The sequence below is a fragment of the Steroidobacter sp. genome (genome assembly GCF_036402275.1).
In the GTDB taxonomy this organism is placed as follows: Bacteria; Pseudomonadota; Gammaproteobacteria; order Steroidobacterales; family Steroidobacteraceae; genus Steroidobacter.
The window spans coordinates 48,833-74,594 of the sequence record NZ_DASWTF010000024.1 but is presented as its reverse complement, the minus strand read 5'-3'; the positions used below and the strand labels follow the sequence as shown (position 1 = coordinate 74,594).

Genomic DNA, 25,762 nt, shown 5'->3' with positions numbered 1-25,762 from the left:
GATAAGAAAAATCAACACAGGCCACAAACGTGCCCGCGACAAGAAGCGAAAAAAGGCTGGATGCCTGGGACGCCTGTCTATTATTCTAAACAGGTTCTCGGGGTGGGGCATTCGCATGAGTATCGACGTGGGCGGACATTTGAAAGCGGTCCGCATGATGTACGGCCTATCCCAGCGCGAGCTGGCCAAGCGCGCCGGTGTGACCAACGGCACCATTTCGCTGATCGAGCAGAACCGGGTCAGCCCGTCGGTGAGCTCGCTGAAAAAAGTACTGGATGGCGTGCCCATGTCGCTGGCGGACTTTTTCACCTTGGATTTACAGGAAACTCCCCAAGTGTTCTACGCCCGCGACGAGCTCACCGACATCGGCGATCGCGACGTGTCGCTGCGGCTGGTGGCGGCGAAGCGCCCGAACCGCGCCATGACCATCATGTACGAACGCTATCGGCCGAAGGCCGACACCGGTTCGGACATGCTGAGCCACAAGGGCGAGGAGGGCGGCATCGTCCTGGCGGGCCATATGGAATTGACCGTAGGTGGTCAAAGCAGAGTGCTCGGGCCCGGAGACGCGTACTATTTCGCCAGCGCGGTCCCGCACCGGTTCCGCAACGTCGGCGACGAGCCCTGCGAAATCGTCAGCGCCAGCACGCCGCCGACCTTCTGATCCTTATTTGCGAGCGCCTTTGTAAGACGTCATGAAGACCACTGTTGCCGCCACTCAATTCGCCAGCACGCCCGACCGCGTCGCCAATCTCGCCACCGCCGAGCGGTTGGTGCGCGAGTCCGCGAAGCAGGGCGCAAACATCATCCTGATCCAGGAGCTGTTCGAGACGCCGTACTTCTGCAAGGAGCACAACCCGAAGTGCTTCGCCGTGGCAATGCCCATCGCGGAGAACCCGGCCGTCCGTCGTTTCCAGGATCTCGCTCGCGAGTTGAACGTCGTCCTTCCGTGCAGCGTGTACGAGCGCGCCGGCAACGCGTTCTATAACAGCGTCGCGATCATCGATGCCGATGGCTCGCTGCTCGGCACGTATCGCAAGGCGCATATTCCCGAAAGCCCGGGCTACCACGAGAAGTTTTATTTTTCGCCGGGCGACACCGGCTTCAAGGTGTGGCCGACGCGCTTTGGCACGATCGGCGTCGCGATCTGCTGGGATCAGTGGTTCCCCGAGTCCGCGCGCGCCATGGCAGTTCAGGGCGCGGAGATTCTGTTTTATCCGACGGCCATCGGTTCGGAGCCGCAGGATCTGAGTATCGATTCGCGCGATCACTGGCAACGCGCGATGCAAGGCCACGCCGCCTCCAACATCATGCCGCTGGTGGCTTCCAATCGCGTCGGCACCGAGCAGGGTGAGCACTGGAAAGTGACTTATTACGGTTCGTCGTTCATCGCCGACCATACCGGCGCGCTCGTCAAGCAAGCGCCGCGTGAAGGTGAAGCAATTCTCACCGCGACGTTCGACCTGGATTGGATCCGCAACTATCGCAATGCTTGGGGCGTGTTCCGCGACCGTCGGCCGGAGCTGTACGGGCCCATCCTGACGCTCGACGGGCAGCAGCGCGCGCGATAGAGCTATTTCATGCAAATTTTCGTTTCGTGTCCGCCAGGCGTTGCGGATCTGACGGCTGCGGAGCTGCGCAATTGCGGCGCGACCCAGACGCGCGAGTTCAAGCTTGGCGTGCAGGCCGAAGGCTCGCTGGAAGTCGCGTATCGCGCCTGCCTGTGGTCGCGTACGGCGAGTCGCGTGCTGTTGCCGCTGGGCACATTTCCGGCGGCGACACAGGATCAGTTGTACGAAGGCGTTGCGAGCATCGACTGGCAGCAGCACGTCAATCCGAAAGGCACGATCGCGATCGACTTCGGCGGCTCGTCCAGTGGCATCACGCACACGCATTTCGGTGCGCTCAAAACCAAGGACGCCATCGTCGATCAGTTTCGCGAGCGCACGGGTGAGCGGCCCTCGGTGCAGTTGGAGCAGCCGGACGTTCGCATCGATGTGCGGCTCGACCGTGATCGCGCTACGGTCAGTCTCGATTTCTCGGGTGACAGCTTGCATCGACGCGCATACCGCGCGCGCGGCGTCGCTGCGCCATTGAAAGAGAATCTCGCGGCCACGGTGCTGCTGCGCTGTGGCTGGCCTGCGATTGCAGAAGAGGGTGGCGATCTCGTCGATCCCATGTGCGGCTCGGGCACGTTGCCCATCGAAGCGGCATTGATGGCGCTCGATGTCGCGCCCGGATTGCTCCGGAGCTACTTCGGATTCGTCGGCTGGCGCGGTCATGATCGCGCGTTGTGGGGCCGTTTGATCGAGGAGGCTCGCGCTCGTCGCGAAGCAGCCGCGTCCAAGCGAGTTACGTTGCGTGGCTACGATACTGATGCACTTGCCGTTCGTGCCGCGATTGAAAATGTCGAGCGGGCAAAGCTGCGCGGCGTCGTTCACATCGAACGGCGCGATCTGGAACAGCTCACGCGCCAGAGCGATGCGCCGACGGGATTGGTCGTTACCAATCCGCCGTACGGAGAGCGGATCGGCGAGCAGGAACGATTGCAGGCTTTGTATCAAACATTGGGTGCGAAGCTGCGAGAGCAGTTCGAAGGCTGGAAGGCCGCCGTGCTCACCGGTAATCCGCCGTTAGCCAAAGCCGTCGGCATCAATGCACGTCGAACGCACACGCTGTTCAACGGTCGTATCGAATGTCGGCTGCTGCGCTTCGATGTGACGCCGGGCGACTACATCGGCGAGCGCAAGCCGCCGCCGGATGCGGCCGAGCTGCGCGAGCGGCCTGGCGCGCAGATGTTCGCTAATCGGTTGCGCAAAAATATCAAGTCGATGCAGGACTGGGCGCGCCGCGAGAACGTCGATTGTTTTCGTATCTACGACGCGGACATGCCGGAGTATGCGTTCGCCATCGATCAGTACGGCAATGGCGAGGGCGAGCGCTGGGTGGTGGTGCAGGAATATGCGGCGCCCAAGACCATCGAACCGAAGGCTGCGCGTCAACGACGCAACGAAGCGCTGGCGGTGATTCCGCACGAGCTGGCGATCGAGCCGGATCGCTTGTTCATTCGTGAGCGTCGCCAGCAGAAAGAAGGGACGCAGTACGAGAAGCTGGATAACGAGCGCGAGTATCAGGTCGTTCGGGAGAATCCTTATCGGTTCGCGGTGAATTTCACCGACTATCTGGACACGGGCTTGTTTCTCGACCATCGCCTGACGCGAAGGCTGGTTGGCGAAATGGCGAAGGGCAAACGGTTCCTGAATCTGTTTGCTTATACAGGGACTGCGACGGTATACGCAGCCGGCGGCGGCGCGAGCTCGTCGACCACCGTCGATATGTCGCGGACCTATCTGGATTGGGCCAAGCGCAACCTGGCCTTGAACAACCTCGCGGGGCCGGAGCACGGCTTCGTGCAGTCTGACTGTCTGGCGTGGTTGAAAGAGCAGCGTGACAAGTCGCGCCGGTGGGATCTGATGTTCATCGATCCGCCGACGCATTCGCGCTCCAAGCGCATGGAGCAGGATTTCGACGTGCAGCGGGATCACGTGCAGTTGCTGACGCTTGCTGCGCAACTGCTGGCGCCCGGCGGCGCCATTGTGTTCTCAAACAATTACACGCGTTTTCGGCTCGATCGGGACGGACTTGCAGCATTCGATGTCGAGGACATCGGGCGACGCACGCTGCCACGAGACTTCGAGCGCAATCCGCGCATCCATGCTTGTTATGTCTTGAGGCCGCGAGCCTCCGCCGACGCGATTGCAGGAGTTACTGAAAATTCTGCTGGTCCAGTGCAACTGCGCTGAACGAAAGACGCTCACTTCCGGTGGGCCATTCATCCACCGGTGCGTGTCGGTTGAGGTCAAATGCTGCTCCAAAACGGTGAAGTATGTGTTTTTCCGCGCAAAAAACCGTGAAATAGGGGTGCCAGCGCATTGCTATGACGGGGCCGTTGCAGCACAATTGCGCCCGCGTTACAGGCGCGCCTCCCCCAAAAATCCGTCGATTCTGAAGTGATTGTTATGAGCGGCGATCCGTTCCAGGTTCATTTTCATCCCAAGCTGGGCGTGGTGATCTACGACCCCGTCGCGCAGATGGGTTTGGCTCGCGAGCAGATGCGCCTGTTCAAGGTCGGCTCGATGACTTCCAGCACCTTCATGCGCGGCATCGTCAGCAAGGACCTGAGCGCTTGCACCGGTGACGCAGCCAGCGAGAGCTCTGGCGCTGTCGACACCTATCGTGCCGCGCGCACCGGCCGCCGCAAGCCGTACTGCGAACAGTGCCGTCGTCACTTCGGCTCGGTGGATTTCGGCGTGTGCAGCGATTGCAGCGGCATCCGTTGCACCTGTGGCACCTGCAGCTGCGTTTCCAGCTCGCGTCGTCGCAAGGCCGCCTGACTACAGACAGCCTCGTACTAGCTGCGTCTTCGCGGCTGATCGGACAATCAGTTATAAAAGGCGCCGCTCACGGCGCCTTTTTCACATATGAACATTTTCCGCGTCTTCACCATCGAGGCTGCACACCGCCTGCCCAACGTTCCGCCGGGCCACAAGTGCGCGCGTCTGCATGGCCATTCGTTTCGCATCGAGCTGCATCTGCGCGGCGACGTGGATGCGACCACGGGCTGGGTGATGGACTTCGCCGACGTGAAGGTCGCGTTCCAACCCATCTACGATCGGCTCGATCATCATTACTTGAACGAGATTCCGGGGCTGGAGAATCCGACCAGCGAAAACCTGGCGCGCTGGGTGTGGCAGCAGGCCAAGGCGGTGCTGCCGTTGCTCGATAAGGTCGTGATTCACGAGACTTGCACCAGTGGGTGCGAGTATCGGGGCGAGTGATTTCCCACCGGAAGACCCACCCCCTGACCCCCTCCCGTGCACGGGAGGGGGAACTTGTATCTTTAAAATTCTATTTTTTTCCGGAACAAGAATGGGGCTTGCTTCAGCAGCGCCGGAACATTCAGTGCTGAATTAGTGACGCAAACGTCGTTTGAATGTCGGTCAGACTGACCGGCTTGACCAGGTGGGCTTCGAAGCCTGAGCTCGCCGATCGTTGTTTGTCGTTGGCCAATCCGTAGCCGGTGATGGCGATCAGGCGGGCGCGCGGGATGATGGTTTTCAGTCGGCGCGCCACTTCATAGCCGTCCATCTCGGGCAGGCCGATATCCAGCAGAACGAAATGCGGATCGAACGTCCCGGCCTGCCTCAGCGCATCGGCACTGGAATAGGCGGTGAGCGTCGCGTGCTCCTCGAGCTGTAACAACAGGGCGAGCGAGTCGGCCGCGTCGCGGTTGTCATCCACGATCATCACACGCGCGGCATTTCCGTTGTCATTCGAAACGGGCGGCGTGGCGTCGGCCGTGGCCACGGCCAACGGAATGCGGATTGCAAACGTCGAGCCTCGCCCCACGCCGGGGCTGCTGCCATTCACGCTACCGCCCTGCATCTCGATGAGCATGCGGCAGACGGCCAGGCCGATGCCCAAGCCGCCGAGCGAGCGATCCAGCGAACGTTCCCCTTGCACGAAAAGCTCGAAGACGCGTGGGATGAGTTCCTCCGGCATGCCGATGCCCGTGTCGATGATCTCAACCACAGCCGCGCCGGCTTCAGCGAACGCGCGCAGGCGGATCTCGCCGCCGGGCTCGGTATATTTAGCCGCGTTGGTCAGCAAGTTGGCGATACATTGGGCGAGCCGCACCTTGTCCGCGTCCACCCAGAGCGGCTCGGGCAATAGATCGAGCGCGAGCCGATGTTGTTTCTCTTGAATGAGCGGCTGCGTCGTTTCGAGCGCCAGATCGATGCACGATTGCAGCGTCAGCCGCTCACGATTGATTTCGATGCGGCCGCGCGTGATGCGGGAGACGTCCAGCAGATCGTCCAGCAAATGGCCGAGGTGGCGAATCTGCCGATCCACGATGCCGACCAACGCCTGCTCTTTGTCCTGACGCACTAGGCGCGACAAAGCCTGGGCGGCGTTGCCAATCGCCGCGGCGGGATTGCGCAGTTCGTGACTCAACATGGCAAGAAATTCGTCCTTGCGCTCGCTGGCTTCGCGGAAGCGCGCCTCGCTTTCCCGTAGCAGACGTTCGGCCCTGCGCTGCTCAGTGATATTGCTGCCCGAGCTGACGACGCACTCGTTGCCCATGGCGAACAATGTGACAAAGAAGTCCTGGTCGCCGTAGCGCGTTTCGTAACGAACGAGGTTTCGCGATTCCAGTGCTTGTGAGCACTGGGTGTTCATGCGCGCGACTTCTTCCGAGTCGAACAGTTGCGAAACGCAGCGGCCAAGCAATTCCTCACGAGTGCGGCCCAACAGCTGAAGCGTGTTCGTGTTGGCGTCGCGGAAGCTCCAGTCCGTGATGGCGCCGCTCGCATCGCGAACGGCCTGCAGCACCGTGAACAGCTCGGTGGGATGCTCGAAGATGGCGTGCAGTTGCTCGTCGCGTTCGGCAAGCGCGCTCGCGTAACGCGTTTCCAGCTCGGTGCGGGCTCGTGTCAGCGATGTATTCAGCGCTTCGAGGTGTCGGCGTCGCTGATGTAACTCCACCAGCACCGTGACTTTGGTGCGCAGGATCTCAGGCACCACGGGTACGGAAATGTAGTCGATGGCGCCGACCTCGTATCCCTTGAGCTGATCGAGGTTGGAAAGATTGACGCCGGTCACGAAAATGATGGGCGTCCGCTCCCAGCGCGGGTGCTCGCGAATCATGCGCGCCGTTTCAAACCCATCCATCTCGGGCATGTTCACGTCGAGCAGGATCAGGGCGAATTCCCTGACCAGCAATTGCTTGAGCGCGTCCCTACCCGACAGCGCCCGCACGCAGTCGACGTCCAGGCCGGCGAGAACCGCTTCGTACGTGAGCAACCGCGCCGGTTTGTCGTCGACGAGCAGAATACTGACTCGTGGTTTGGCGGGTTCGGCCTGCGCAGCAGGCTCGACGCCGGCCGTCGAGGTCCCTGCGGAAGGCGTGTCGGTCGCCTGTTTCATTGACGCACTTGAACCCACCGGCGGTCGCCTGCGACCGCCAAAATGTTATTGAGCGTTAGGAAGGTCTCGGCCTGCCAGACCTGCCGAGCGCTAATCGAGAATGCGTGTAAAACGCGGAAGTTCCAGCAGCAGGCCGGAAAAACTTACAGAAGATCTCTGGCCCGATACCAGAGCATCGCCAGCACCAGCGCGGGCGTTCTCAGTAACTGTCCCCCCGGAAAATTCCTATGGGTGAGCCGGGTGAACAGATCGAAACGTTCGGCCTGACCGGCGATCGCCTCGGCCGCCAGTCGGCCGGCGACGCCCGTCAAGGCAATCCCGTGCCCGGAGAACCCCTGCAGATAATAAATATGAGGGGCTACACGGCCGAAGTCCGGAGCGCGGTTCATCGTGATGTCAACATAACCTCCCCACGCATACTCGATTCGCACGTCGGACAACTGCGGGAACACGTTCAGCATGCGCTTGCGAGTCGCATTGGAGGTGTTGAACGGGTCCAGGCCGGAATAGCTCACCCGGCCGCCGAACAGCAGGCGATGGTCCGCCGAACGCCGGAAGTAATCGAGTACGAAATTGGTGTCGGTGACGGCGACGTTCTTGCGCATGAGGCGATGCATGCGTGTCTCGCCGAGGGGTTCCGTGGCGACGATATATGTACCGACCGGCATGATGCGTGAACGCAGTGACGGGACCAGCGTATTCAGATAAGCGTTACAACACAGCACGACGAACTTCGCGCGCACTCTGCCGCCTGCCGTGGTGACCACCGCTGGTTGGTCATAGCTGATGTTCGTCACCAGCGATCGTTCGTGAATCGTCACTCCCGCTGCGCTGGCGGCTGCGGCCAGACCGAGCGTGTAGTTCAGCGGGTGAAGATGTCCGCTGCCGCTGTCGTAGAGGCCGGCGCAATAACGCTTCGTTTCGAGTAGCGATTCGACCTGCTCGCGCTCCATGAATTCGAGATGCCGATAGCCATATGTTTCCTCGGCCTCGCGCTTTTCATGGAGCAGCATGTCGCGCTGACGCGGTTTGATGGCGACGTGCATCTGGCCCCAGTGCAGATCGCAATCGATGTTGTGTTTGGCGACCCGGTCGCGAATCAGCTGCAAGCCTTCCAGCGAGATGTCCCACATGCGCCGGGCGTTCTGTGCGCCGACCTGTTGCACGAGCTTGCTCTGTCCGCTCGCGAAGCCGGTGATCGCCTGGCCCCCGCTGCGCCCAGAGGCGCCCCAGCCGATCCGCTGGCCTTCGAGCAGCACTACCTTGTAGCCGCGCTCGGCGAGCTCCAACGCAGTCGAGCAGCCGGCGATGCCGCCGCCGATGACGCAAACGTCGGCAGTTTCGTCGCCGCGCAAGGGTGCATGCTCAGGCGCGGGGTTGGCCGAGGCTGCGTAATACGAGACCGCCTGGTTGGGATCCGTCGTCAAATCAGGCTCCAGTGCCAATTTCGACCCGAGAAGCTAGGACGGCTTACGGTTTTGCGCAACTCTGCGTCTTTCCTAACAATGGCCCGCCTGTTCCAGACTCGGCCTGACTGTCAAAAAGGATCGAATGCATGATCAAAAGGGCTCTTATCGCCGCATTGGTGTCGTTGGGCTCGGCGTCCGCCAGCACGTTGCCGCTGACGACTCCGCGCCACATCGCCTTCGAGACCGATGAGGGCACGTGGATGGCTCCGGATATCGCGCCGGACGGCAAGACCATCCTGTTCGACCTGCTGGGCGACATTTATGCGCTGGATGCCGCTGGCGGTCGGGCCCGGCCGCTCATGACGGGCGCGGCGTTCGACGCCAATCCGGTGTTCTCTCCCGACGGCAAGCAGTTCGCCTTCATCAGCGATCGCTCGGGCGCCAACAACCTGTGGATCGCAAATGTCGACGGCAGCAATCCGCGCCAGCTCTCGCAGGACAATGGCGCGCTCCTGTGGACTTCGCCGAGCTGGTCGCCGGATGGCGAGTATGTCTATGCGTCGCGCATGGTGTACTCGACGCTGGCGTTCGAAGTGTTCATGTTCAACAAGAACGGCGGCAGCGCCACCCAGGTCACCAAGGCGCGGCCGTCGGGCTCGGAGGACTTCGACAATCGCCGCAACGTGCTCGGCGCCGTGGTATCGCCCGATGGCCGCTATCTTTATTTCGCGTCGAAGATCGGCACGACCTGGTCGGACAAGGAGCCGCCGCTGTGGTCGATCAGCCGCCGCGATCTGCGTAACGGCAAGGACGAAGAGATCGTCGAGTCGCTCGGCGAGGCCATGCAGCCGGCGTTGTCGCACGATGGGCGGCGGCTCGTGTATGCAAGCCGGTACAAGAACGATACGGGCCTGCGCATCCGTGATTTGAATTCGGGCGACGATCGGTGGCTGTTGTATCCCATCGATCACGACGGGCATGACGGTGGGTACTACGCCAATCTGCTGCCTCGTTACACCTTCACCTCGGACGATCGCGCGCTCATCCTCAGCTCGGGCGGCAAGCTGCAGCGCTTGTCGCTGGCGGATCGCTCGCTGACGCAGATTCCATTCACGGCGCAAGTGGCGTTGGACATCGGGCCGCAAACTCGGGTCGAACAGCGCGAGGAAACTGGGCCGGTCCGTGTGCGTGTGATTCAGCGCCCGAGACAATCGCCTGATGGACGCTCCGTCGTGTTCTCGGCATTAGGGCAGTTGTACTTGCTCGATCTGGCGCCTGGCGCGAAGCCGCGCGCGCTAGGCGCGGGCTATCAACCGTCGTGGTCGGCCGATGGTCGCACGATCGCGTTCGTCACTTGGAATGCGCGCGAAGGCGGGCAGGTCTGGAGCATGGCCGCTCGCGGTCGGAGCACGCCCAAACAATTGACGAAGGAGGCGGCGTATTACACGGAGCCTCTGTTCACACCCGATGGCAAGAGTGTGTTGGCGCTGCGAGCCAGTCACTACGATCGGTTGCGTGCGCGTTCGGAGATCGATCCAAGCCGCGCGACCGACATTATTCGTTTGCCGGCGGGCGGCGGAGAAGCGCAGCTCGTTGCGCATGCTCATGGTGCACGGTTGCTCGACTTCGGCAGCGAGCCCAACCTGATTCGTTTCTATTCGCCCGAGGGTATCAAGACGCTTCGGCTCGACGAGCCCTCGGCGGATCCTCGTCGCGTCGTGGTGGTCGAATCCCGGCACGCGTCTCAATATGTCGAAGCGCCCCGGCCGGTGGATGAGGTGCGGTTGAGTCCTGACGGTCGGTGGGCGTTGGCGAAGTTGGCGTCGCAGTTGTATCTCGTGGCCGTGCCGCCAACGATTGCCAGCGATCCTCCGGTCGTGAATCTGAGAGCGCCGAACACCAAGGTGGTGAAACTTACCGCCATCGGGGCCGACTACTTTGCCTGGGCCGATGGTGGGCGGACCATCACATGGTCCGTCGGTGCGTCGTTCCGCCGCATTCCGTTGAATACGGTCGCCGATGCTGAAAAGTCTGCGGAGCGTTTCGACGCTGCGGTTGAGGTCAAGCGCGACGTTCCCGAAGGCGCCGTCGTGTTGCGAGGCGCGACTGTGATCACGATGCGTGGCGATGAAGTTTTGTCGGGCGCCGATGTCGTGGTCGTGAACAACAAGATCGTCGGTGTGGGGGCGCAAGGCAGTGTCGAGGCGCCGGCTGGCGCCGTCGTGCGTGACGTTTCTGGCAAGTTCATCGTGCCCGGGTTTGTCGACACGCACGCGCATTGGGCGGAGATTCGGCGAGATATATTGGAGCCGAACCAGTGGCCGTTCCTGGCGAACCTTGCCTACGGCGTAACGTCCGGGCTCGATGTGCAACCGTTCACTGTCGACGTCTTCGGTTATCAGGACATGATCGACGCCGGCATGATGCTCGGCCCTCGCGCGTATTCCACCGGGCCGGGTGTGTTCGTCAACAGCGATATCAATTCTGAAGCGGACGCGCGCAATGTGCTCACTCGCTATCGAGATTACTACCGGACGCGGAACATCAAGTCGTACATGGTGGGCGGGCGCAAGGAACGGCAGTTCATGATTCAAGGTGCGAGCGCGCTGGGCATGATGCCGACGACCGAAGGCGCGTCGGATCTGCACCTGAATCTCACTCATGCGCTCGACGGCTTCGCCGGCAACGAACATGCGATGCCTGTTTCTCCGCTGCGCAAGGATGTGGTCGAGTTGTTCGCCAAGAGCCGCATCGCTTACACGCCGACCATCAGTGTGTTGTATGGAGGGAAGCCGGCGCTTTATGACATGACCATTCGTCACCTGCCGCAGGAAGATGCGAAGGTGCAGCGGTTCATGCCGGGCGGCGTGCTCGATGTGAAGACTCGCACTGTCAAATGGTCTCGCCCTCAGGATCAAACCTATTCGTCGTTCGCTTCCGATGCAATCGCCATTCAGCGCGCCGGCGGGTTGGTTGGTATGGGCAGTCACGGAGAGATGCAGGGCATCGGTTATCACTGGGAGCTCGAAGCCTATGCCGCCGGTGGCGCGACACCTCACGAAGTCCTGCGCGCGGCGACGATTGGTTCGAGTGAGGTCATCGGGCGGGCGGCTGAGTTGGGGAGCATCGAAGCGGGCAAATATGCCGACCTGCTGATCCTTGACCGCGATCCGCTTGCCAATATCACCCACACGAACTCTTTGAGCTTCGTAATGAAAAACGGACGGCTATACGACGCGAACACCCTCGACGAACTGTGGCCGCGACAAAAGCCTTTGGAAGCGCAATGGTTCTGGAGTGATGCGCCGCCGACGTCATATCACGATTGAGCCCGAAGAGATCAGCAGGTACGCGCGTACCACGCATACTCGAGCGGGCTGATGTGCGACTCGAAGGCTTGTAGTTCGCCGCGGCGGGTTGTCACGAACAGCTTGTGGAATCTCTCGCCGAGATAATCGCGCATCACGCTGCTGGCTTCGAGCTTCGAGGCAGCTTCGGGCCAGGTGATAGGTAGTGTGGTGACGGCGTTTCGATAAGGATTGCCGGTGACCGGGGCGCCGGGGTTGAGGCGATGTTCCAGGCCGTGATGGATGCCGGCAAGCACGGCGGCCGTGAGCAAGTAAGGATTGGCGTCCGCGCCGGCGACGCGGTGTTCGATCCGACGATTCTCGGGAGTGCTTGCGGGAATGCGTAGCGCGACGCCGCGGTTGTTGACTGCCCAGTTTGCATTGAGCGGCACGTACGACTCCGATCGATAGCGGCGATATGAATTCGCGGTGGGCGCGAAGATGAGCATCGCGTCAGCCATGGTCGCCGCCAGCCCGCCGATGGCGTGCTTCAGCTGTTCGCTGCCGGTCGCATCGTCCGCCGCAAAGATATTCCGTCCTTGCCGATCGAGCATGCTCACGTGAATGTGAGCGCCGCTGCCCGCCATATCCATGTAGGGCTTGGGCATGAAGGTCGCCTCCATGCCGTGGCGTGCCGCGACTCCGCGCACCAGGCGCTTGAAGCGGATCGCTTGATCGCAGGCGAGCAAGGCGTCGGATGTGTGGTGCAGATTCACTTCGAACTGACCCGGTCCGTATTCCGCCAGAGCCGTGCCGGACGGAATCTGCTGTGCCTCGCAAGCGGTGGAGATCTCGGCGAGCACCGCGGAGTACTCATTCAGATCCACCATTGAGTTGATCTGCGTCTGATACTCGCGGCGACCGGTCTGCGGCAGGCGAGGCGGTTGGGCGCGACCGTCGACGGTTCGCTCCGGGTCGAGCAGATAGAACTCCAGCTCGATCGCGACGACGGGCGTAAGACCGAGCGCGGTAAATCTCCTCAACACGCCAGCCAACACATGCCGCGGGTCGCCATAAAACGGCGAGCCATCATGGTCCACCATCGATACCTGAACCTGCGCGATGCCTTCGCCCTCGCGCCAGGGCACCGGCACCAGCGTTCCATCGATCGGGAAGCAGCGCCGATCCGCATCCCCCTCGTCGAAGCCGAGGCCCGTCTCCTGAATGGTCCCACCCAGCACATCGAGCGCGAACATGGAGCCCGGCAGCAGGAAGCTCCCCCGGTACATGTTCGGCAACTCCTCGATGGTCACGCGCTTGCCACGAGGGATCCCACACAAATCCGCGAGCAGTACGTCGACAAAGCGCGTTTGGGGATATTGCTGACGGAAGGCAGTCAGCTGCACGGAGGGGTCAGTGACCGCCATAAGGGATTACCTGTTTAAGATTTGGGTGCGCTCGGCGACTTACCGACGCGCCGGCCGCGCAGCGAGGATAGCCACTGACGACGAGCCGCGGCAAGGGGGCGGCGTGCAGTGCGGCGCTCATAAGCCATTGAAACCACGGAAATTCGTCCCCATCATCCATTCCCGGACGGGCGGCTGGACCCCGGATGTGGTTAAATGGCGGCTCGTGAACAGACCGGTGCTCTCGCCGGTTGTTAAAGATCTTAAACGTGTCAACGCGCAGGCCACTCATCGGTATTCCGGCGGACAGGCGTCTGTTGGGCCACCATTACTTCCATTGCGTCGGCGAGAAATACATCGCGGCCGTGGCGGAAGGCGCTCAGGCGGTGCCTGTCTTGATTCCATCGCTGGGCGAGGGTCTGGAAGCGCGTGAGCTGCTCGCCGACTTCGACGGCATCCTGTTGACGGGCAGTCCGTCGAACGTCGAGCCGCATCGGTACAACGGTCCGGCCAGCGATCCGGGCACCTTGCACGACTCGTGGCGGGACGCGACCACGCTGCCGATGATCCCGCGAGTGATCGAGGCGGGCTTGCCGCTGCTGGCCATCTGTCGGGGCTTCCAGGAAATGAACGTCGCGTTCGGCGGCACGCTCTGGCAGAAGCTGCATGAAGTGCAGGGCTACCAGAACCATCGCGAGAATCTCGAAGCGCCGCTCGACGAGCAATACGGACCGGCGCACGACATCGAGCTGACGCCGGGCGGCCTGCTGGCTCGCCTGTCGGGCGAGCAGCGTTCGAAAGTGAATTCGCTGCACTCCCAAGGAGTGCAGACCCTGGGCGCCGGCCTCGTGGTCGAGGCGCGCGCTCCGGACGGAGTGATCGAAGCATTTCGGGTGGCGGACGCGCCGTCATTCGCGCTCGGGTTGCAGTGGCATCCCGAGTGGAAGTTCAAGGACAACCCTTTTTCGCGCAGGTTGTTCGCCGCTTTTGGTGAAGCCGCGCGCGAGCGTGCCCAACAACGGGCCAAGGTCAGGTGATTCCCATGAGTACCATCCAACAATTCTTCAAAGAACATGGCATCTCGGAGTGCGAGGCCATCATTCCCGACATGGCCGGTGTGCCGCGCGGGAAGGTGATGCCGGCGGCGAAGTTCGCCGAGGAAGAGGGCATGCGCCTGCCCGAGAGCATCTTCTTGCAGACAGTCACGGGCGAATATCCCGATGACGATCGCGCCATCAGCCCGTCGGAAATTGACGTGGTGATGAAGGCCGACCCCAAGACCATTCGTGTGGTGCCGTGGGCGGCCGAGCCCACCGCACAGGTGATTCACGACAGTTTCTATTCAGACGGACGTCCCGTGACGATGGCGCCCCGCTATGTATTGGAGCACGTGCTGGAACTGTACGCGCAGCACGGATGGGATCCGGTGGTCGCGCCCGAGCTGGAGTTTTATCTCATCGAGCCGAACACCGATTCGGACTATCCGTTGAAGCCGCCCATCGGCCGTTCCGGTCGTCCCGAGATCGGGCGTCAGTCGTATTCGATCGCAGCGGTGAACGAGTTCGACCCGCTGTTCGACGACATGTACGCGTTCTGCGAAGCGCAGGACATCGAGATCGACACGCTGATCCACGAAGACGGCGCAGCGCAGATGGAGATAAATCTGCTGCATGGAAACGCGCTGTCGCTCGCCGATCAAGTATTCCTGTTCAAGCGCACCTGTCGCGAGGCGGCGCTACGCCACAAGATGTACGCGACGTTCATGGCCAAGCCGATGGCTCGCGAGCCGGGCAGCGCCATGCACATCCATCAGAGCATTGTCGACCGCCGTACCGGTGACAACGTGTTCAGCGATGCCGAGGGCCGTCCGTCGCCGCTGTTTTTCTCGCACATCGCCGGTCTGCAGAAATACCTGCCGGCCGCCATGTCGCTGTTCGCGCCGAACGTGAATTCCTATCGGCGCATCACGCGGCACTATTCCGCACCCATCAATACACAGTGGGGTTATGACAACCGCACCGCCGGTCTGCGCGTGCCGGTGTCCAATCCGAAGAACCGTCGCGTCGAGAACCGGATCGCCGGCGCCGACGCCAATCCGTATCTGGCGATCGCCGCGTCGCTGGCGTGCGGCTATCTCGGCATGGTCGAAGGCCTGAAGCCGAGCGAGCCCATCACCGGCAGCGCCTACGATTTGCCGTTTTCTCTCCCCCGCAATATCGAGGATTCGCTGCGGCTGCTGCGGGAGTGCCGCCCGTTGATCGAGATCCTCGGCGAGCGTTTCGTCATCGCGTACGCGGCGGTGAAAGAAAACGAATACGAAACCTTTTTGCAGGTCATCAGCTCGTGGGAACGCGAGCACCTGCTACTCAACGTTTGACATTGCGTCGAGCACGAACGGCTCGACGCCGGAGGGCGAGCGCGTAAGCGCTCGATACAGTCATGACTTATTTCCGTCGTTTTAGATAACCAGCGCAGCCCAACATCATGGCGTCGTCTATCCCGGAGCGCAGCACCGCTGAATGGCAGGCGCTCGATGCGGCTCATTACATCCATCCTTTCACGGACCATGCGTCGCTGAGTAAGAAGGGCACGCGAGTCATTACCCGCGCTGAAGGCGTGTACTTATATGAGTCCGGCGGCCGTCGCATTCTCGACGGCATGTCCGGGCTGTGGTGCGTGAACCTGGGCTACGGCCGTCGCGAGTTGGCCGACGCTGCTTACAAGCAGATGCAGGAGCTGCCGTACTACAACAGCTTCTTCCAGGTGGCTCATCCACCGGCAATCGAGCTCGCGCGGCTGTTGTCCGAAGTGACGCCGCCGCAGTTCAAGCACGTGTTCTTCACCGGTTCAGGTTCGGAAGCGAACGACACGGTGGTGCGCACGGTTCGTCACTACTGGAACGTGCTCGGTCAGCCGCAACGTACGGTCATCATCAGCCGGCACAACGCTTATCACGGCAGCACCATGGCGGGCGCGAGCCTCGGCGGCATGAAGCCCATGCATGAGCAGGGCGGCTTGCCTATTCCTGGCATCGTGCACATCCGGCAGCCGTACTGGTTCGGTGAAGGCGGCGAGCTGTCGCCCGAAGAGTTCGGCCTGGTCGCGGCGCGCGCGCTGGAAGAGAAGATCCTGCAGATCGGGCCGGAGAAGGTTGCCGCGTTCATCGGCGAGCCCATTCAGGGAGCGGGCGGCGTGATCATCCCGCCGTCGACTTACTGGCCCGAGATTCAGCGTATCGTCGACAAATACGGCATCCTGCTGGTGGCCGACGAGGTCATCTGCGGCTTCGGTCGCACCGGCCGCTGGTTCGGCTCGGAGTACTTCGGCATTCGCCCCGATCTGATGCCCATCGCCAAGGGACTGTCCTCGGGCTATCTGCCCATCGGTGGCGTGATGGTCGGCGACCGGGTCGCAGACGTCATGACCGACAAGGCGGGCGAGTTTCATCACGGCTTCACTTATTCAGGGCACCCTGTGGCCTGCGCGGTTGCCTGCGCCGCCATCAACATCCTGCGTGAAGAGCGCATTGTCGAGCGCGTCCGTGACGATGTGGGTCCGTATCTGCAACGACGCTGGCAGGAGCTGGCCTCCCATCCGTTGGTGGGTGAGGCGCGGATCGTCGGCTTGATCGGCGCGCTCGAACTGGTGAAGGACAAAGGCAAGCGCCAGACCTTTCCGGATCCCGGCGAAGTGGGGCTGATGTGCCGGGACCTGTGCATCGCCAACGGTCTGGTGATGAGAGCGGTGCGTGACACCATGATCATTGCACCGCCTTTGGTCATCACGCACGCGCAAATCGACGAGCTGGTGGAAAAAGCCCGCCTCGCGCTGGACCAGACCTTCGAGGAATTACGGCGGCAGGGTAGGTTATAGCCGGTACCCCCGCTTCTGCGTTACGCTCTTTCTTTCCACTTTGCGGGGAGAAATCCGGATGAGTAGGGCGTTGAACAGTTCCGTGCGCGCAGGGCTTGCCGTCGTCTCGATTGCGCTCGCCGTGGCCGCGTGCGGCAAGAAAGAAGAAGCACAGCAGACGCAAGCGCCTGGCGCTGCCGCCGCCGAAGAGAAGGTCCTCCACGTTTACAACTGGTCGGACTACATCGCCGAAGACACCATCAAGAACTTCGAAGACAAGACCGGCATCAAGGTCACCTACGACGTCTTCGACTCCAACGACATGCTCGAGACGCGCCTGCTGGCCGGCAACTCCGGCTTCGACGTGGTCGTGCCTTCGGCCTCGTTCCTGGAACGGCAGATCAAAGCCGGCGTGTTCCAGAAGCTGGACAAGAGCCAGATCCCCAACCTCTCGAACATGGATCCGGACATTCAGCAGCGCGTCGCCCTGCACGATCCCAACAACGACCACGCGGTGACCTATCTGTGGGGCACCACGGGCATCGGCTACAACGTCGATAAAGTCAAAAAAATCCTCGGCGACAAACCGCTGGATTCCTGGAACCAGATTTTCGATCCCAAGGAAATCGCCAAATTCAAGGACTGCGGCGTCTCCGTGCTGGACGCGCCGGATGAAATCCTAAAAGTGGTGCTGCAGTGGATGGGCCGCGATCCGAACAGCCAGAAGGACGAGGATCTGACCGCCGCGGCCGAGAAGCTGCAGCTGATCCGTCCGTACATCCGTAAGATCCACTCCTCGCAGTACATCGACGACCTCGCCAACGGCGAGCTGTGTGTGTCGATCGGCTGGAGCGGCGACATTCTGCAGGCCCGCGACCGCGCCGAAGAGGCCGGCCAGGGCGTGAAGGTGGCCTATTCGATTCCGAAGGAAGGCACCATCGTGTGGTTCGACATGCTGGCCATCCCGGCCGACGCCAAGCACCCGAAGAACGCGCATGCGTTCATCAACTACCTGATGGATCCGCAGGTCGCCGCCAACAACACCAACTTCGTGAACTACGCCAACGCCAATGCCGCGTCGTTCTCGCTGGTGAGCGACGAGGTGAAGACCGATCCAGGCGTGTATCCCACGCCGGAAGTGAAGGCCAAGCTGTTCCCGTCGCTGGCCTACAACGAGCAGGCCACCGCCACCATGGCGCGCCTGTGGCAGAAGTTCACGACTGGTCAATAACAGTTACTCACTGACACTTCTGCATGGCCACGAACCCGCGGCCCCAGCAACAGCTTGCGGTCTGGAACGATCCGCAAGCTGTTCCTTATGTTCACATCGACCGCGTCACCAAGAAGTTTGGCGACTTCGTCGCGGTCAATAACGTTTCGCTGAAGATCTATAAGAAGGAGCTGTTCTGTCTGCTCGGCGGCTCGGGCTGCGGCAAGACGACGCTGCTACGCATGCTGGCGGGCTTCGAGGAGCCCACCAGCGGCAAGATCTTCATCGACGGCGTGGACATGACCAACATCCCGCCGTACGAGCGACCCGTGAACATGATGTTCCAGTCGTATGCGCTGTTTCCGCACATGACGGTGGAGCAGAACGTGGCGTTCGGCCTGAAACAAGACGGCGTGGCCAAGGACGAGATCCGCACGCGCGTCGACGACATGCTCAAACTCGTGCGGCTGTCGCAGTTCGCCAAGCGCAAACCGCATCAGTTGTCGGGTGGTCAGCGTCAGCGCGTGGCGCTGGCGCGCTCGCTGGTAAAACGTCCGAAGTTGTTGCTGCTCGACGAGCCGCTCGGCGCGCTGGATAAAAAGCTGCGCGAGCACACTCAGTTCGAGCTGGTGAATCTTCAGGAGCAGCTCGGCGTGACTTTCGTGGTCGTGACGCACGACCAGGAAGAAGCGATGACGCTGTCGACGCGCATCGGCGTGATGAACGCCGGTGAAATCATCCAGGTCGGCACGCCCAAGGACATCTACGAATATCCGAACAGCAAGTTCGTCGCCGAGTTCATCGGCAACGTGAACATGTTCGACGGCCGCTTGATCGAGGACGAGCCGGATCACGTGCGCATCGACTCGCCGGAGTTGGGTGGCACGATTTACGTCGATCACGGCGTGAGCTCGGCGCCGGATGCGGTTGTGTCGGCGGCCATCCGTCCGGAGAAGATCATTATCTCTGTGGATCGCCCGGCGCAGGCAGATAACGTCGCGCAGGGCATCGTCAAAGAGATCGCGTACATGGGTGACATGTCCGTGTACCTGGTGCAGCTCGCCTCCGGCAAAGTCGTGCGAGTCACCCAGCCCAACACTTATCGGCATGCCGAAGATTCCATCACCTGGGATCAAACCGTGTACTTGAGCTGGCATGCCTCCAGTCCCGTGGTGCTTAGCGAATGAGCGCGCGCGCGGAAGCGCCCCGTCGCCATCGCCATAGCGCGGGAGTTCAGCTCATTCTGGATTTCCTGCAGGGGCTGCCGCCGTATCGCTGGACGCAGGCGCGCCTGGTGCGATGGGGGCTCACCGGTCGCACGCTGGTGACGGCGGTGCCGTACTTCTGGCTGCTGCTGTTCTTCCTCGTCCCGTTCATCATCGTTTTGAAAATTGCGTTCGCCGAAGCGCGCATCGGCATCCCGCCGTATTCGCCGCTGCTGAGCTGGGTGGATGGCAGCCTGGCGCAGATCCAGCTCAACTTCGCGACGTTCCAGAACATGGTCGAGGACAGCCTGTACTGGAAGGCGTATCTGAATTCGATCAAGGTCGCGGCCATCTCGACGGTGCTGTGCCTGCTCATCGGTTATCCCATGGCGTACGCCATCGCGCGTGCGCAATCGACGTGGCGGCACATCCTGTTGATGATGGTGATCCTGCCGTTCTGGACGTCGTTCCTGCTGCGCGTGTACGCGTGGATCGGCATTCTGAAGAACAACGGCCTCATCAATAATTTTCTGATGTGGACCGGTCTCATCGACCAGCCCATCGTGATGATTCAGACGGATTTCGCCATCTATGTCGGCATCGTGTACTCGTACCTGCCGTTCATGATCCTGCCGCTGTACTCGAACCTGGAAAAGATGGATCTGACCTTGCTCGAGGCCGCCGCCGATCTGGGCGCGAAGCCGTTCAAGACGTTCCTTACGATCACCTTGCCGTTGTCGATGCCGGGCATCGTCGCGGGGTCCATGCTGGTGTTCATTCCGGCGGTGGGCGAGTTCGTGATTCCGGAGCTGCTCGGGCCGTCGGATTCGCTGATGATCGGCAAGGTGCTGTGGCAGGTGTTCTTCACCAAGCGCGACTGGCCGGCGGCGTGCGCCGTCGCGATCGCGTTGCTGTTGCTGCTGGTGATCCCGATCGTGTTGCTGCAGCGGGCGCAAGCCGCCGAGGCGCGCGGAGCGCATCGATGAAACAGTCCTCGACGTTTCGCCTGACGGTGCTCGCGTTCGGGTTCGCGTTCCTGTACGTCCCCATCCTGTCGCTCATCGCTTATTCCTTCAACAAATCTCGGCTGGTCACGGTGTGGGGCGGCTTCTCGACCCAGTGGTACGGCCGGTTGCTCGAGAACCGACAGATCCTCGACGCGGCGTGGTTGTCGCTGAAGATCGCGGCCGTCAACGCCACGGGCGCGGTGATCCTCGGCACACTCGCTGGTCTGGCTCTGGCGCGGTTCGGAAAGTTTCGTGGCCGCACGCTGTTGTCGGGTATGACGACCGCGCCGTTGGTGATGCCCGAGGTGATCACGGGCCTGTCGCTGCTGATGCTATTCGTGGTGATGGAAGGTCTGTTCGGCTGGCCCGCCGGTCGCGGCATCACCACCATCACGATCGCACACATGACGTTCACGCTTGCTTACGTCACCGTGGTCGTGCAATCGCGGCTGTCGTCGCTCGACGACTCGCTCGAAGAGGCGGCGATGGACCTTGGCGCGCGCCCGGCGAAGATTTTTTTCGTGATCACCCTGCCCATCATCGCGCCGGCCTTGTTGTCCGGGTGGTTGCTCTCGTTCACCATTTCGCTGGACGACCTGGTGATCACCAGTTTCGTCTCCGGTCCGGGGTCCAGTACTCTGCCCATGGTGATCTTTTCCAAGGTGCGCATGGGTGTCAGCCCGGACATCAATGCGCTCGCGTCCATTATCGTGTTGCTCGTGACCATCGGGGTGGTCACGGCCGGCATCTTCATGGCGCGACAGGAAAAACGCCGGCAGCGCGACATGCAGATGGCCGCGGCTGCTAAATGACCCACGCGCTCTCGCGGCAGCGGGAGTGTCGACCCATATCGAGCTTGGGGGCGGGATGAAAATCCGATCGAAGTTGCCGCACATCGGCACCACCATTTTCACCGTGATGACCAATCGCGCCCGCGAGCTGGGCGCGATCAATCTGGCGCAGGGCTTTCCGGACTACGACGCGCCGGCGAAGTTGAAAGACTTGCTGGCTTATCACGTCGCCGCCGGTCACAACCAATACGCGCCCATGATCGGCGTGGCGGAGTTGCGCCAGCAGATCGCCCTGAAGCTCGGTGCGAGTTACGGTCGCTTTCCTGACAGCGAGAACGAAATCACGGTGACATTGGGCGCGACCGAAGCGATCTTTTCGGCGGTCGTCGCGCTGGTGCATCCGGGCGAGGAAGCGATCCTGTTCGATCCTTCCTATGACTCTTATGCGCCCGCGGTGATTTCAGCGGGTGGCCGGCCCATCCATATCCCGCTGGATCCGCCGAAGTTTCAAATCGATTGGGATCGGGTGCGCGCCGCTGTTACTCCGCGTACTCGGCTGGTGATGATCAATACGCCGCATAACCCGGTGACCACCGTGATCCCTGCGAGCGAGTTGAACATCCTCGCGGACATTTTGCGGCCGACCGATGCGCTGGTGATCTCGGACGAAGTGTACGAGCACATGATTTACGACGGCGCGCGACACGCGAGCATCGTCGAGCATCCGGAGTTATATGAGCGCGGCGTGGCTGTATTCTCTTTCGGTAAGACGATGCATGCGACGGGCTGGCGCGTGGGCTATGCCGTGGCGCCGCCCGACATCACGCGCGAGATTCGCAGGGTGCATCAGTTCAACACCTTCAGCATCGCGCATCCTTTGCAGCTGGCAATCGCGGACTTCCTGAAACAATCTCCGCAGCACAACGCCGGTTTGAGCGCGTTCTATCAGGCCAAGCGCGATCGGTTCCTGGAGCTGTTGCGTAACTCCAGTTTCAGCTGGACACCAGCGGCTGGAAGTTATTTCCAGCTGCTGGATTTCAGCGCCATTTCCAAAGAGACCGACGTCGAGTTCGCCGACAAGGTGCTGCGCCAGGCCGGCGTGGCTTCGATCCCCGTGTCGCCGTTCTACGTTTCGCCACCGAAGCTGAACGTACTGCGCTTCTGCTTCGCCAAGAACGATTCGACTTTGGAAGAGGCGGCCGAGCGGCTCTGCAAGCTTTAGCTCGCCCGACGCCGGCCGGTCTTCCCAGAAGCCCGATACACGTCCGCCACCGACACGCCCCGCACGCCGGTTGCAAACAAACCGGTTACCAGGGCGTCGACTCGAGCGTGATCCTCGACGAGTCGGCGCATCAGCGCCGCGGCCTCGTCGCGATTCAGCAGGCGAGTCGCCACGCTGGCATAGCAACGCCCCGGACGTAACAACGCCTCGTCGACGTCGTTGATGTTCGGCAGGTTGGTCGTGAAGATGATCTTACGACCCTGCGCGCGCGCCACGCCGTCCGCGATCGCCAGGAAACGATGCAGATCGTGATTGCCGTTGCTTCGCGCCAGCAACAGATGATCCGCGTCCTCAATGACGAATGCATCGTGCTCGCCGGTGATGAAGTTGACGAAGATCTCGTCGTTCTCCAGCGCCTTCTTGTCGCAGGTGTACAGCACCTCCGCACTGTCTTCCTTGCGCTCCGACATCGCGCCCAGAATAGCGCAGACCAGCCTTGTCTTGCCGCTTCCTGGCGTGCCTAGCAATAACAGCACGGTCTCGTCCGAATCCAAGTAGCTTTGGATGAAATCGGACACCGGGCAGCCGAGCGCCGGATACGCTTCGTCGTAAATCTCGTCGACGACCAGTTCGTTGAAAGATGTGCTGTTCAAGCCCGAACGGCCGTCCATGAAGTGCCAGTCGAGCGTGAACATGCACTTGCGATCGTATGCCTCGCCGATGACGCGAAGCAGCTTGTCGCTGTGCTCCTGGGCGCGCGCGATGCTGTCGGCCCAGATGCCGAAACCGCACGACGAGAACGCGGCCGTTCGCCAGCCGCCGCCATTGATGAAGATGCCCGGGCCTTCCAGCAGCACCGAGCCGATGGACAGGCGGCACGCGCTCAGGCCGGAGTTCAATGCGATGTCGTCGAACAGCTCTTCCAGCTTGCGTCGCGAGGCACAACGCAGATGGCGGTACACCGGATATCTCGCGGCGATGTTGTCCAGCGCACGGATGGTCCGCGCCTTGAGAATGGTGTCGGCGAAACCGTGAATCTGATGTTGAAAGCTCAGACCGACCGCCAGCGGGTTCTCGGCGCCGCCCCGCTCGGGATTCAACTTGTGAATGTTCATAAAATCGTTACGAATCCAGCAAAGGCCAGAAAAACAAAACCCCTGGCAGGTTTCCCAGCCAGGGGTTTTGACGGAGCCAAAGGCTACGCACCTGACTTGGGGAGCGGGCGCGCTCCGCAAGTCATCTCGCGAAACTAACGCTCGTGGTTGTTAATATCGAGGTTGAGAGTGGGCGGTGCGTACATTTCCGGCTCCTTGAGGCCGTTGTGAACTCGGGGCGCGCATCCTACTCGCCGCGGCGCGCGTGTCAACGATTTTTGTATGAATGCTGGCGATGACGGGATTTGCGCCGTATCTTCGCAGTCATGAGCACGCTGAATGTCACATTGATCCAGACCGATCTGGTCTGGCACGACCCCGAGGCCAACCGTAGGCGCTTGCAGGAGCGCATTGCCGCGCTGGCTGGGCAGACCGATCTGATCGTGCTGCCGGAAATGTTCACCACCGGCTTTACCATGGAAGCCACGTCGGTCGCCGAGATCGCGGATGGGCCATCGCTGTCGTGGATGCGCGAGCAGGCTGCGAAGGTCGACGCCGTGATCACGGGCAGCATCGCCACCAGGGAAGGCGACCGTTACTACAACCGTCTGATCTGGATGCGGCCGGACGGCGCGCATTCCACCTACGACAAACGCCATCTGTTCCGGATGGCGCACGAGCAGGATCATTACTCGGCGGGCGCTCGACGACTGGTCGTCGAACTGAAAGGTTGGAAGATTCTGCCGCTGGTGTGTTACGACCTGCGCTTTCCCGTGTGGAGCCGTAACCGGATCGGCACCGACGGCGCCTACGACATGCTGCTGTATGTTGCCAACTGGCCCGAGCGGCGACGCTACGCATGGCAGACCTTGATCAAGGCGCGGGCGATCGAGAATCTGAGCTACTGCATTGCCGTCAATCGCGTCGGCAAGGACATCAACGGCATCAACTATAGCGGCGACAGTGCTGTCGTCGATTATCTCGGGCAGCCGATGACGCCGCCTTCGGAGCAGGAATTCGTTACGACGGTGCAGCTGGACAAGGCTGCGCTCGACGGCTTCCGTGACAAGTTCCCGGCGCACCTGGACGCCGACGAGTTTCAATTGGTCGAGTAGTCACCATGAAGATTTCCACTCGCGTCAATCATCCGCCGAGCGTCGCGGTGCCGGCCGACAACCGGCCGCTGGTCGCGCCCATCTATCAATCGGTAAAGTTCACCTTCGACGACGTCGCCGAGACGGAACGTCAGTCGCGCGGGCAGCGGGAAGGTTTCCAATACTCTCGCGTGTCCAATCCGACGCTGCAGCAGCTGAGTCTTACGTTGGCGCAGTTGCAAGGGCGCGATGGCTGTCTGCTCACGTCGTCGGGCGTGGCGGCAGTCAATCTCGCGTTGCTGGCGCTGTGCAAGCAAGGCGATCACGTGATGCTGTTCGCCGAGATGTATCAGCCGACGCGTTACATGATTCGTCGGCTGCTGGCGCGTTATGGGGTGACTCATACGATGCTGTCCATCGAGGACACGGTGGGCATCGAGCAAGCATTGGCGGCCAAGCCAACACGGTTGGTGATATTCGAGTCACCGAGCAACCCCGTGCTCAAGATTGCTGATATCGAGGCGATCACTGCCGCCGCGCGACGGCATGGCGCACTGACCGTGCTAGACAATACCTTCGCGGGCTTTCATAACCATGGCCAGTTCGACATCGACGTGTTCGTCCACAGCCTGACCAAATACGCATCGGGACATGGAGACGTCATGGGCGGCGCGGTGATCGCACGCAGCGAGCTCATCGACAAGATGCGACAGGATTTCATCGTCATCGGTGCGACGCTCGATCCGCATACGGCGTTTTTGATCCAGCGTGGTTTGAAAACATATGCACTTCGTTACGAGCGCCAGTGCGCGAATGCACTGCATGTCGCCCGTTTTCTGGAGGGTCATCCGCAGGTGGCCAGCGTCACTTACCCCGGGTTGAGCTCACATCCGCAGTATCAGCTCGCGCAGCGTCAGATGCTGGATGCGGGAACCATCGTGTCCGTCGAGCTGAAAGAACCGGGCGTGGCGCCGGCGAGCTTTGCAAATGCCCTGAAGCTGTTTGCGATTTCTGCCAGCGTCGGTTCGACCGAGTCGCTGGTTCAACCTGGCCAACTGATGAAGCCGCGCGACCTCAACGACAGCGAGCAGCAATGGGCGGCAGTCACGGAGCGTACGATGCGCTTGTCGATCGGCATCGAAGATGCCGAGGATCTTGTCGCCGATCTGCACCAGGCGTTGGCGGCTATTTAACAGTA

20 protein-coding genes are annotated in these 25,762 nt (G+C 61.5%); 16 read left to right on the top strand and 4 right to left on the bottom strand.

The features are described from left to right. Positions 1-115 precede the first annotated feature (115 nt). The 5 genes from VGD45_RS11595 to queD all read left to right on the top strand — a co-directional run bounded on the left by VGD45_RS11595 (position 116) and on the right by queD (position 4,838). On the top strand, positions 116-664 hold the full coding sequence (locus tag VGD45_RS11595; protein WP_349263256.1) for a cupin domain-containing protein: 549 nt from the start codon (positions 116-118) through the stop codon (positions 662-664). A 31-nt stretch (positions 665-695) separates the two neighbouring features. Next, the gene (gene aguB / locus VGD45_RS11590; protein ID WP_331155461.1) at positions 696-1,571 is read left to right on the top strand and encodes an N-carbamoylputrescine amidase; all 876 of its coding nucleotides are present in this window, start codon (positions 696-698) and stop codon (positions 1,569-1,571) included. Positions 1,572-1,580: 9 nt separating this feature from the next. Then, entirely contained in the window at positions 1,581-3,803 is a 2,223-nt protein-coding gene (rlmKL, locus tag VGD45_RS11585; RefSeq protein ID WP_331155460.1) for a bifunctional 23S rRNA (guanine(2069)-N(7))-methyltransferase RlmK/23S rRNA (guanine(2445)-N(2))-methyltransferase RlmL, read from the top strand. Between the two features lie 216 nt (positions 3,804-4,019). Further along, positions 4,020-4,394, top strand: a complete 375-nt coding sequence (locus VGD45_RS11580) for a hypothetical protein (RefSeq protein ID WP_331155459.1) — start codon at positions 4,020-4,022, stop codon at positions 4,392-4,394. Positions 4,395-4,481: 87 nt separating this feature from the next. Continuing rightward, on the top strand, positions 4,482-4,838 hold the full coding sequence (gene queD / locus VGD45_RS11575; protein ID WP_331155458.1) for a 6-carboxytetrahydropterin synthase QueD: 357 nt from the start codon (positions 4,482-4,484) through the stop codon (positions 4,836-4,838). Positions 4,839-4,959: 121 nt separating this feature from the next. On the opposite strand, the gene VGD45_RS11570 is transcribed toward queD, so the two are convergent. Next, entirely contained in the window at positions 4,960-6,987 is a 2,028-nt protein-coding gene (locus VGD45_RS11570) for a response regulator (protein WP_331155457.1), read from the bottom strand. Positions 6,988-7,130: 143 nt separating this feature from the next. Beyond that, positions 7,131-8,414, bottom strand: a complete 1,284-nt coding sequence (locus VGD45_RS11565; RefSeq protein WP_331155456.1) for an FAD-binding oxidoreductase — start codon at positions 8,412-8,414, stop codon at positions 7,131-7,133. A 128-nt stretch (positions 8,415-8,542) separates the two neighbouring features. Between VGD45_RS11565 and VGD45_RS11560 the strand changes: the two genes are divergently transcribed. Beyond that, positions 8,543-11,725 (top strand): amidohydrolase family protein, encoded by a 3,183-nt coding sequence (locus VGD45_RS11560; RefSeq protein WP_331155455.1) that lies wholly within the window; start codon positions 8,543-8,545, stop codon positions 11,723-11,725. A gap of 11 nt (positions 11,726-11,736) precedes the next feature. Here the strand turns inward: VGD45_RS11560 and VGD45_RS11555 are convergent, their stop codons facing one another. Beyond that, positions 11,737-13,110 carry a glutamine synthetase family protein gene (locus VGD45_RS11555; RefSeq protein ID WP_331155454.1) on the bottom strand — a complete coding sequence of 458 codons (1,374 nt, stop codon included), beginning with the start codon at positions 13,108-13,110 and terminating at the stop codon, positions 11,737-11,739. Positions 13,111-13,358: 248 nt separating this feature from the next. Between VGD45_RS11555 and VGD45_RS11550 the strand changes: the two genes are divergently transcribed. From VGD45_RS11550 to VGD45_RS11515, 8 genes are all read left to right on the top strand, one after another. Continuing rightward, a complete protein-coding gene (locus VGD45_RS11550; protein ID WP_331155453.1) occupies positions 13,359-14,126 on the top strand; it encodes a gamma-glutamyl-gamma-aminobutyrate hydrolase family protein in 768 nt (255 codons plus the stop codon). A gap of 5 nt (positions 14,127-14,131) precedes the next feature. After that, the gene (locus VGD45_RS11545) at positions 14,132-15,466 is read left to right on the top strand and encodes a glutamine synthetase family protein (RefSeq protein ID WP_331155452.1); all 1,335 of its coding nucleotides are present in this window, start codon (positions 14,132-14,134) and stop codon (positions 15,464-15,466) included. A 107-nt stretch (positions 15,467-15,573) separates the two neighbouring features. Beyond that, complete coding sequence (locus VGD45_RS11540; RefSeq protein WP_331155451.1) at positions 15,574-16,962, top strand: aspartate aminotransferase family protein; 1,389 nt, start codon at positions 15,574-15,576, stop codon at positions 16,960-16,962. A gap of 58 nt (positions 16,963-17,020) precedes the next feature. Further along, positions 17,021-18,172, top strand: a complete 1,152-nt coding sequence (locus VGD45_RS11535) for a polyamine ABC transporter substrate-binding protein (RefSeq protein WP_331155450.1) — start codon at positions 17,021-17,023, stop codon at positions 18,170-18,172. Between the two features lie 23 nt (positions 18,173-18,195). Further along, positions 18,196-19,338: an ABC transporter ATP-binding protein gene (locus VGD45_RS11530; RefSeq protein ID WP_331155449.1), complete on the top strand. Its 1,143-nt coding sequence runs from the start codon at positions 18,196-18,198 to the stop codon at positions 19,336-19,338. Then, positions 19,335-20,342, top strand: a complete 1,008-nt coding sequence (locus VGD45_RS11525) for an ABC transporter permease subunit (RefSeq protein ID WP_331155448.1) — start codon at positions 19,335-19,337, stop codon at positions 20,340-20,342. The genes VGD45_RS11530 and VGD45_RS11525 overlap by 4 nt, the downstream gene beginning before the upstream one ends. After that, positions 20,339-21,175: an ABC transporter permease subunit gene (locus VGD45_RS11520; protein ID WP_331155447.1), complete on the top strand. Its 837-nt coding sequence runs from the start codon at positions 20,339-20,341 to the stop codon at positions 21,173-21,175. Before VGD45_RS11525 ends, VGD45_RS11520 begins: the two co-directional genes overlap by 4 nt. Before the next feature lie 55 nt (positions 21,176-21,230). Continuing rightward, the gene (locus tag VGD45_RS11515; RefSeq protein WP_331155446.1) at positions 21,231-22,376 is read left to right on the top strand and encodes a methionine aminotransferase; all 1,146 of its coding nucleotides are present in this window, start codon (positions 21,231-21,233) and stop codon (positions 22,374-22,376) included. Here the strand turns inward: VGD45_RS11515 and VGD45_RS11510 are convergent. Further along, positions 22,373-23,491, bottom strand: coding sequence for an AAA family ATPase (locus tag VGD45_RS11510; RefSeq protein ID WP_331155445.1), 1,119 nt, complete (start codon positions 23,489-23,491; stop codon positions 22,373-22,375). The genes VGD45_RS11515 and VGD45_RS11510 overlap by 4 nt on opposite strands. A gap of 305 nt (positions 23,492-23,796) precedes the next feature. On the opposite strand from VGD45_RS11510, the gene VGD45_RS11505 reads away from it, so the two are divergent. Further along, positions 23,797-24,585 (top strand): amidohydrolase, encoded by a 789-nt coding sequence (locus VGD45_RS11505; protein ID WP_331155444.1) that lies wholly within the window; start codon positions 23,797-23,799, stop codon positions 24,583-24,585. Between the two features lie 5 nt (positions 24,586-24,590). Next, positions 24,591-25,757, top strand: coding sequence for an aminotransferase class I/II-fold pyridoxal phosphate-dependent enzyme (locus VGD45_RS11500; protein ID WP_331155443.1), 1,167 nt, complete (start codon positions 24,591-24,593; stop codon positions 25,755-25,757). Positions 25,758-25,762: the final 5 nt, after the last annotated feature.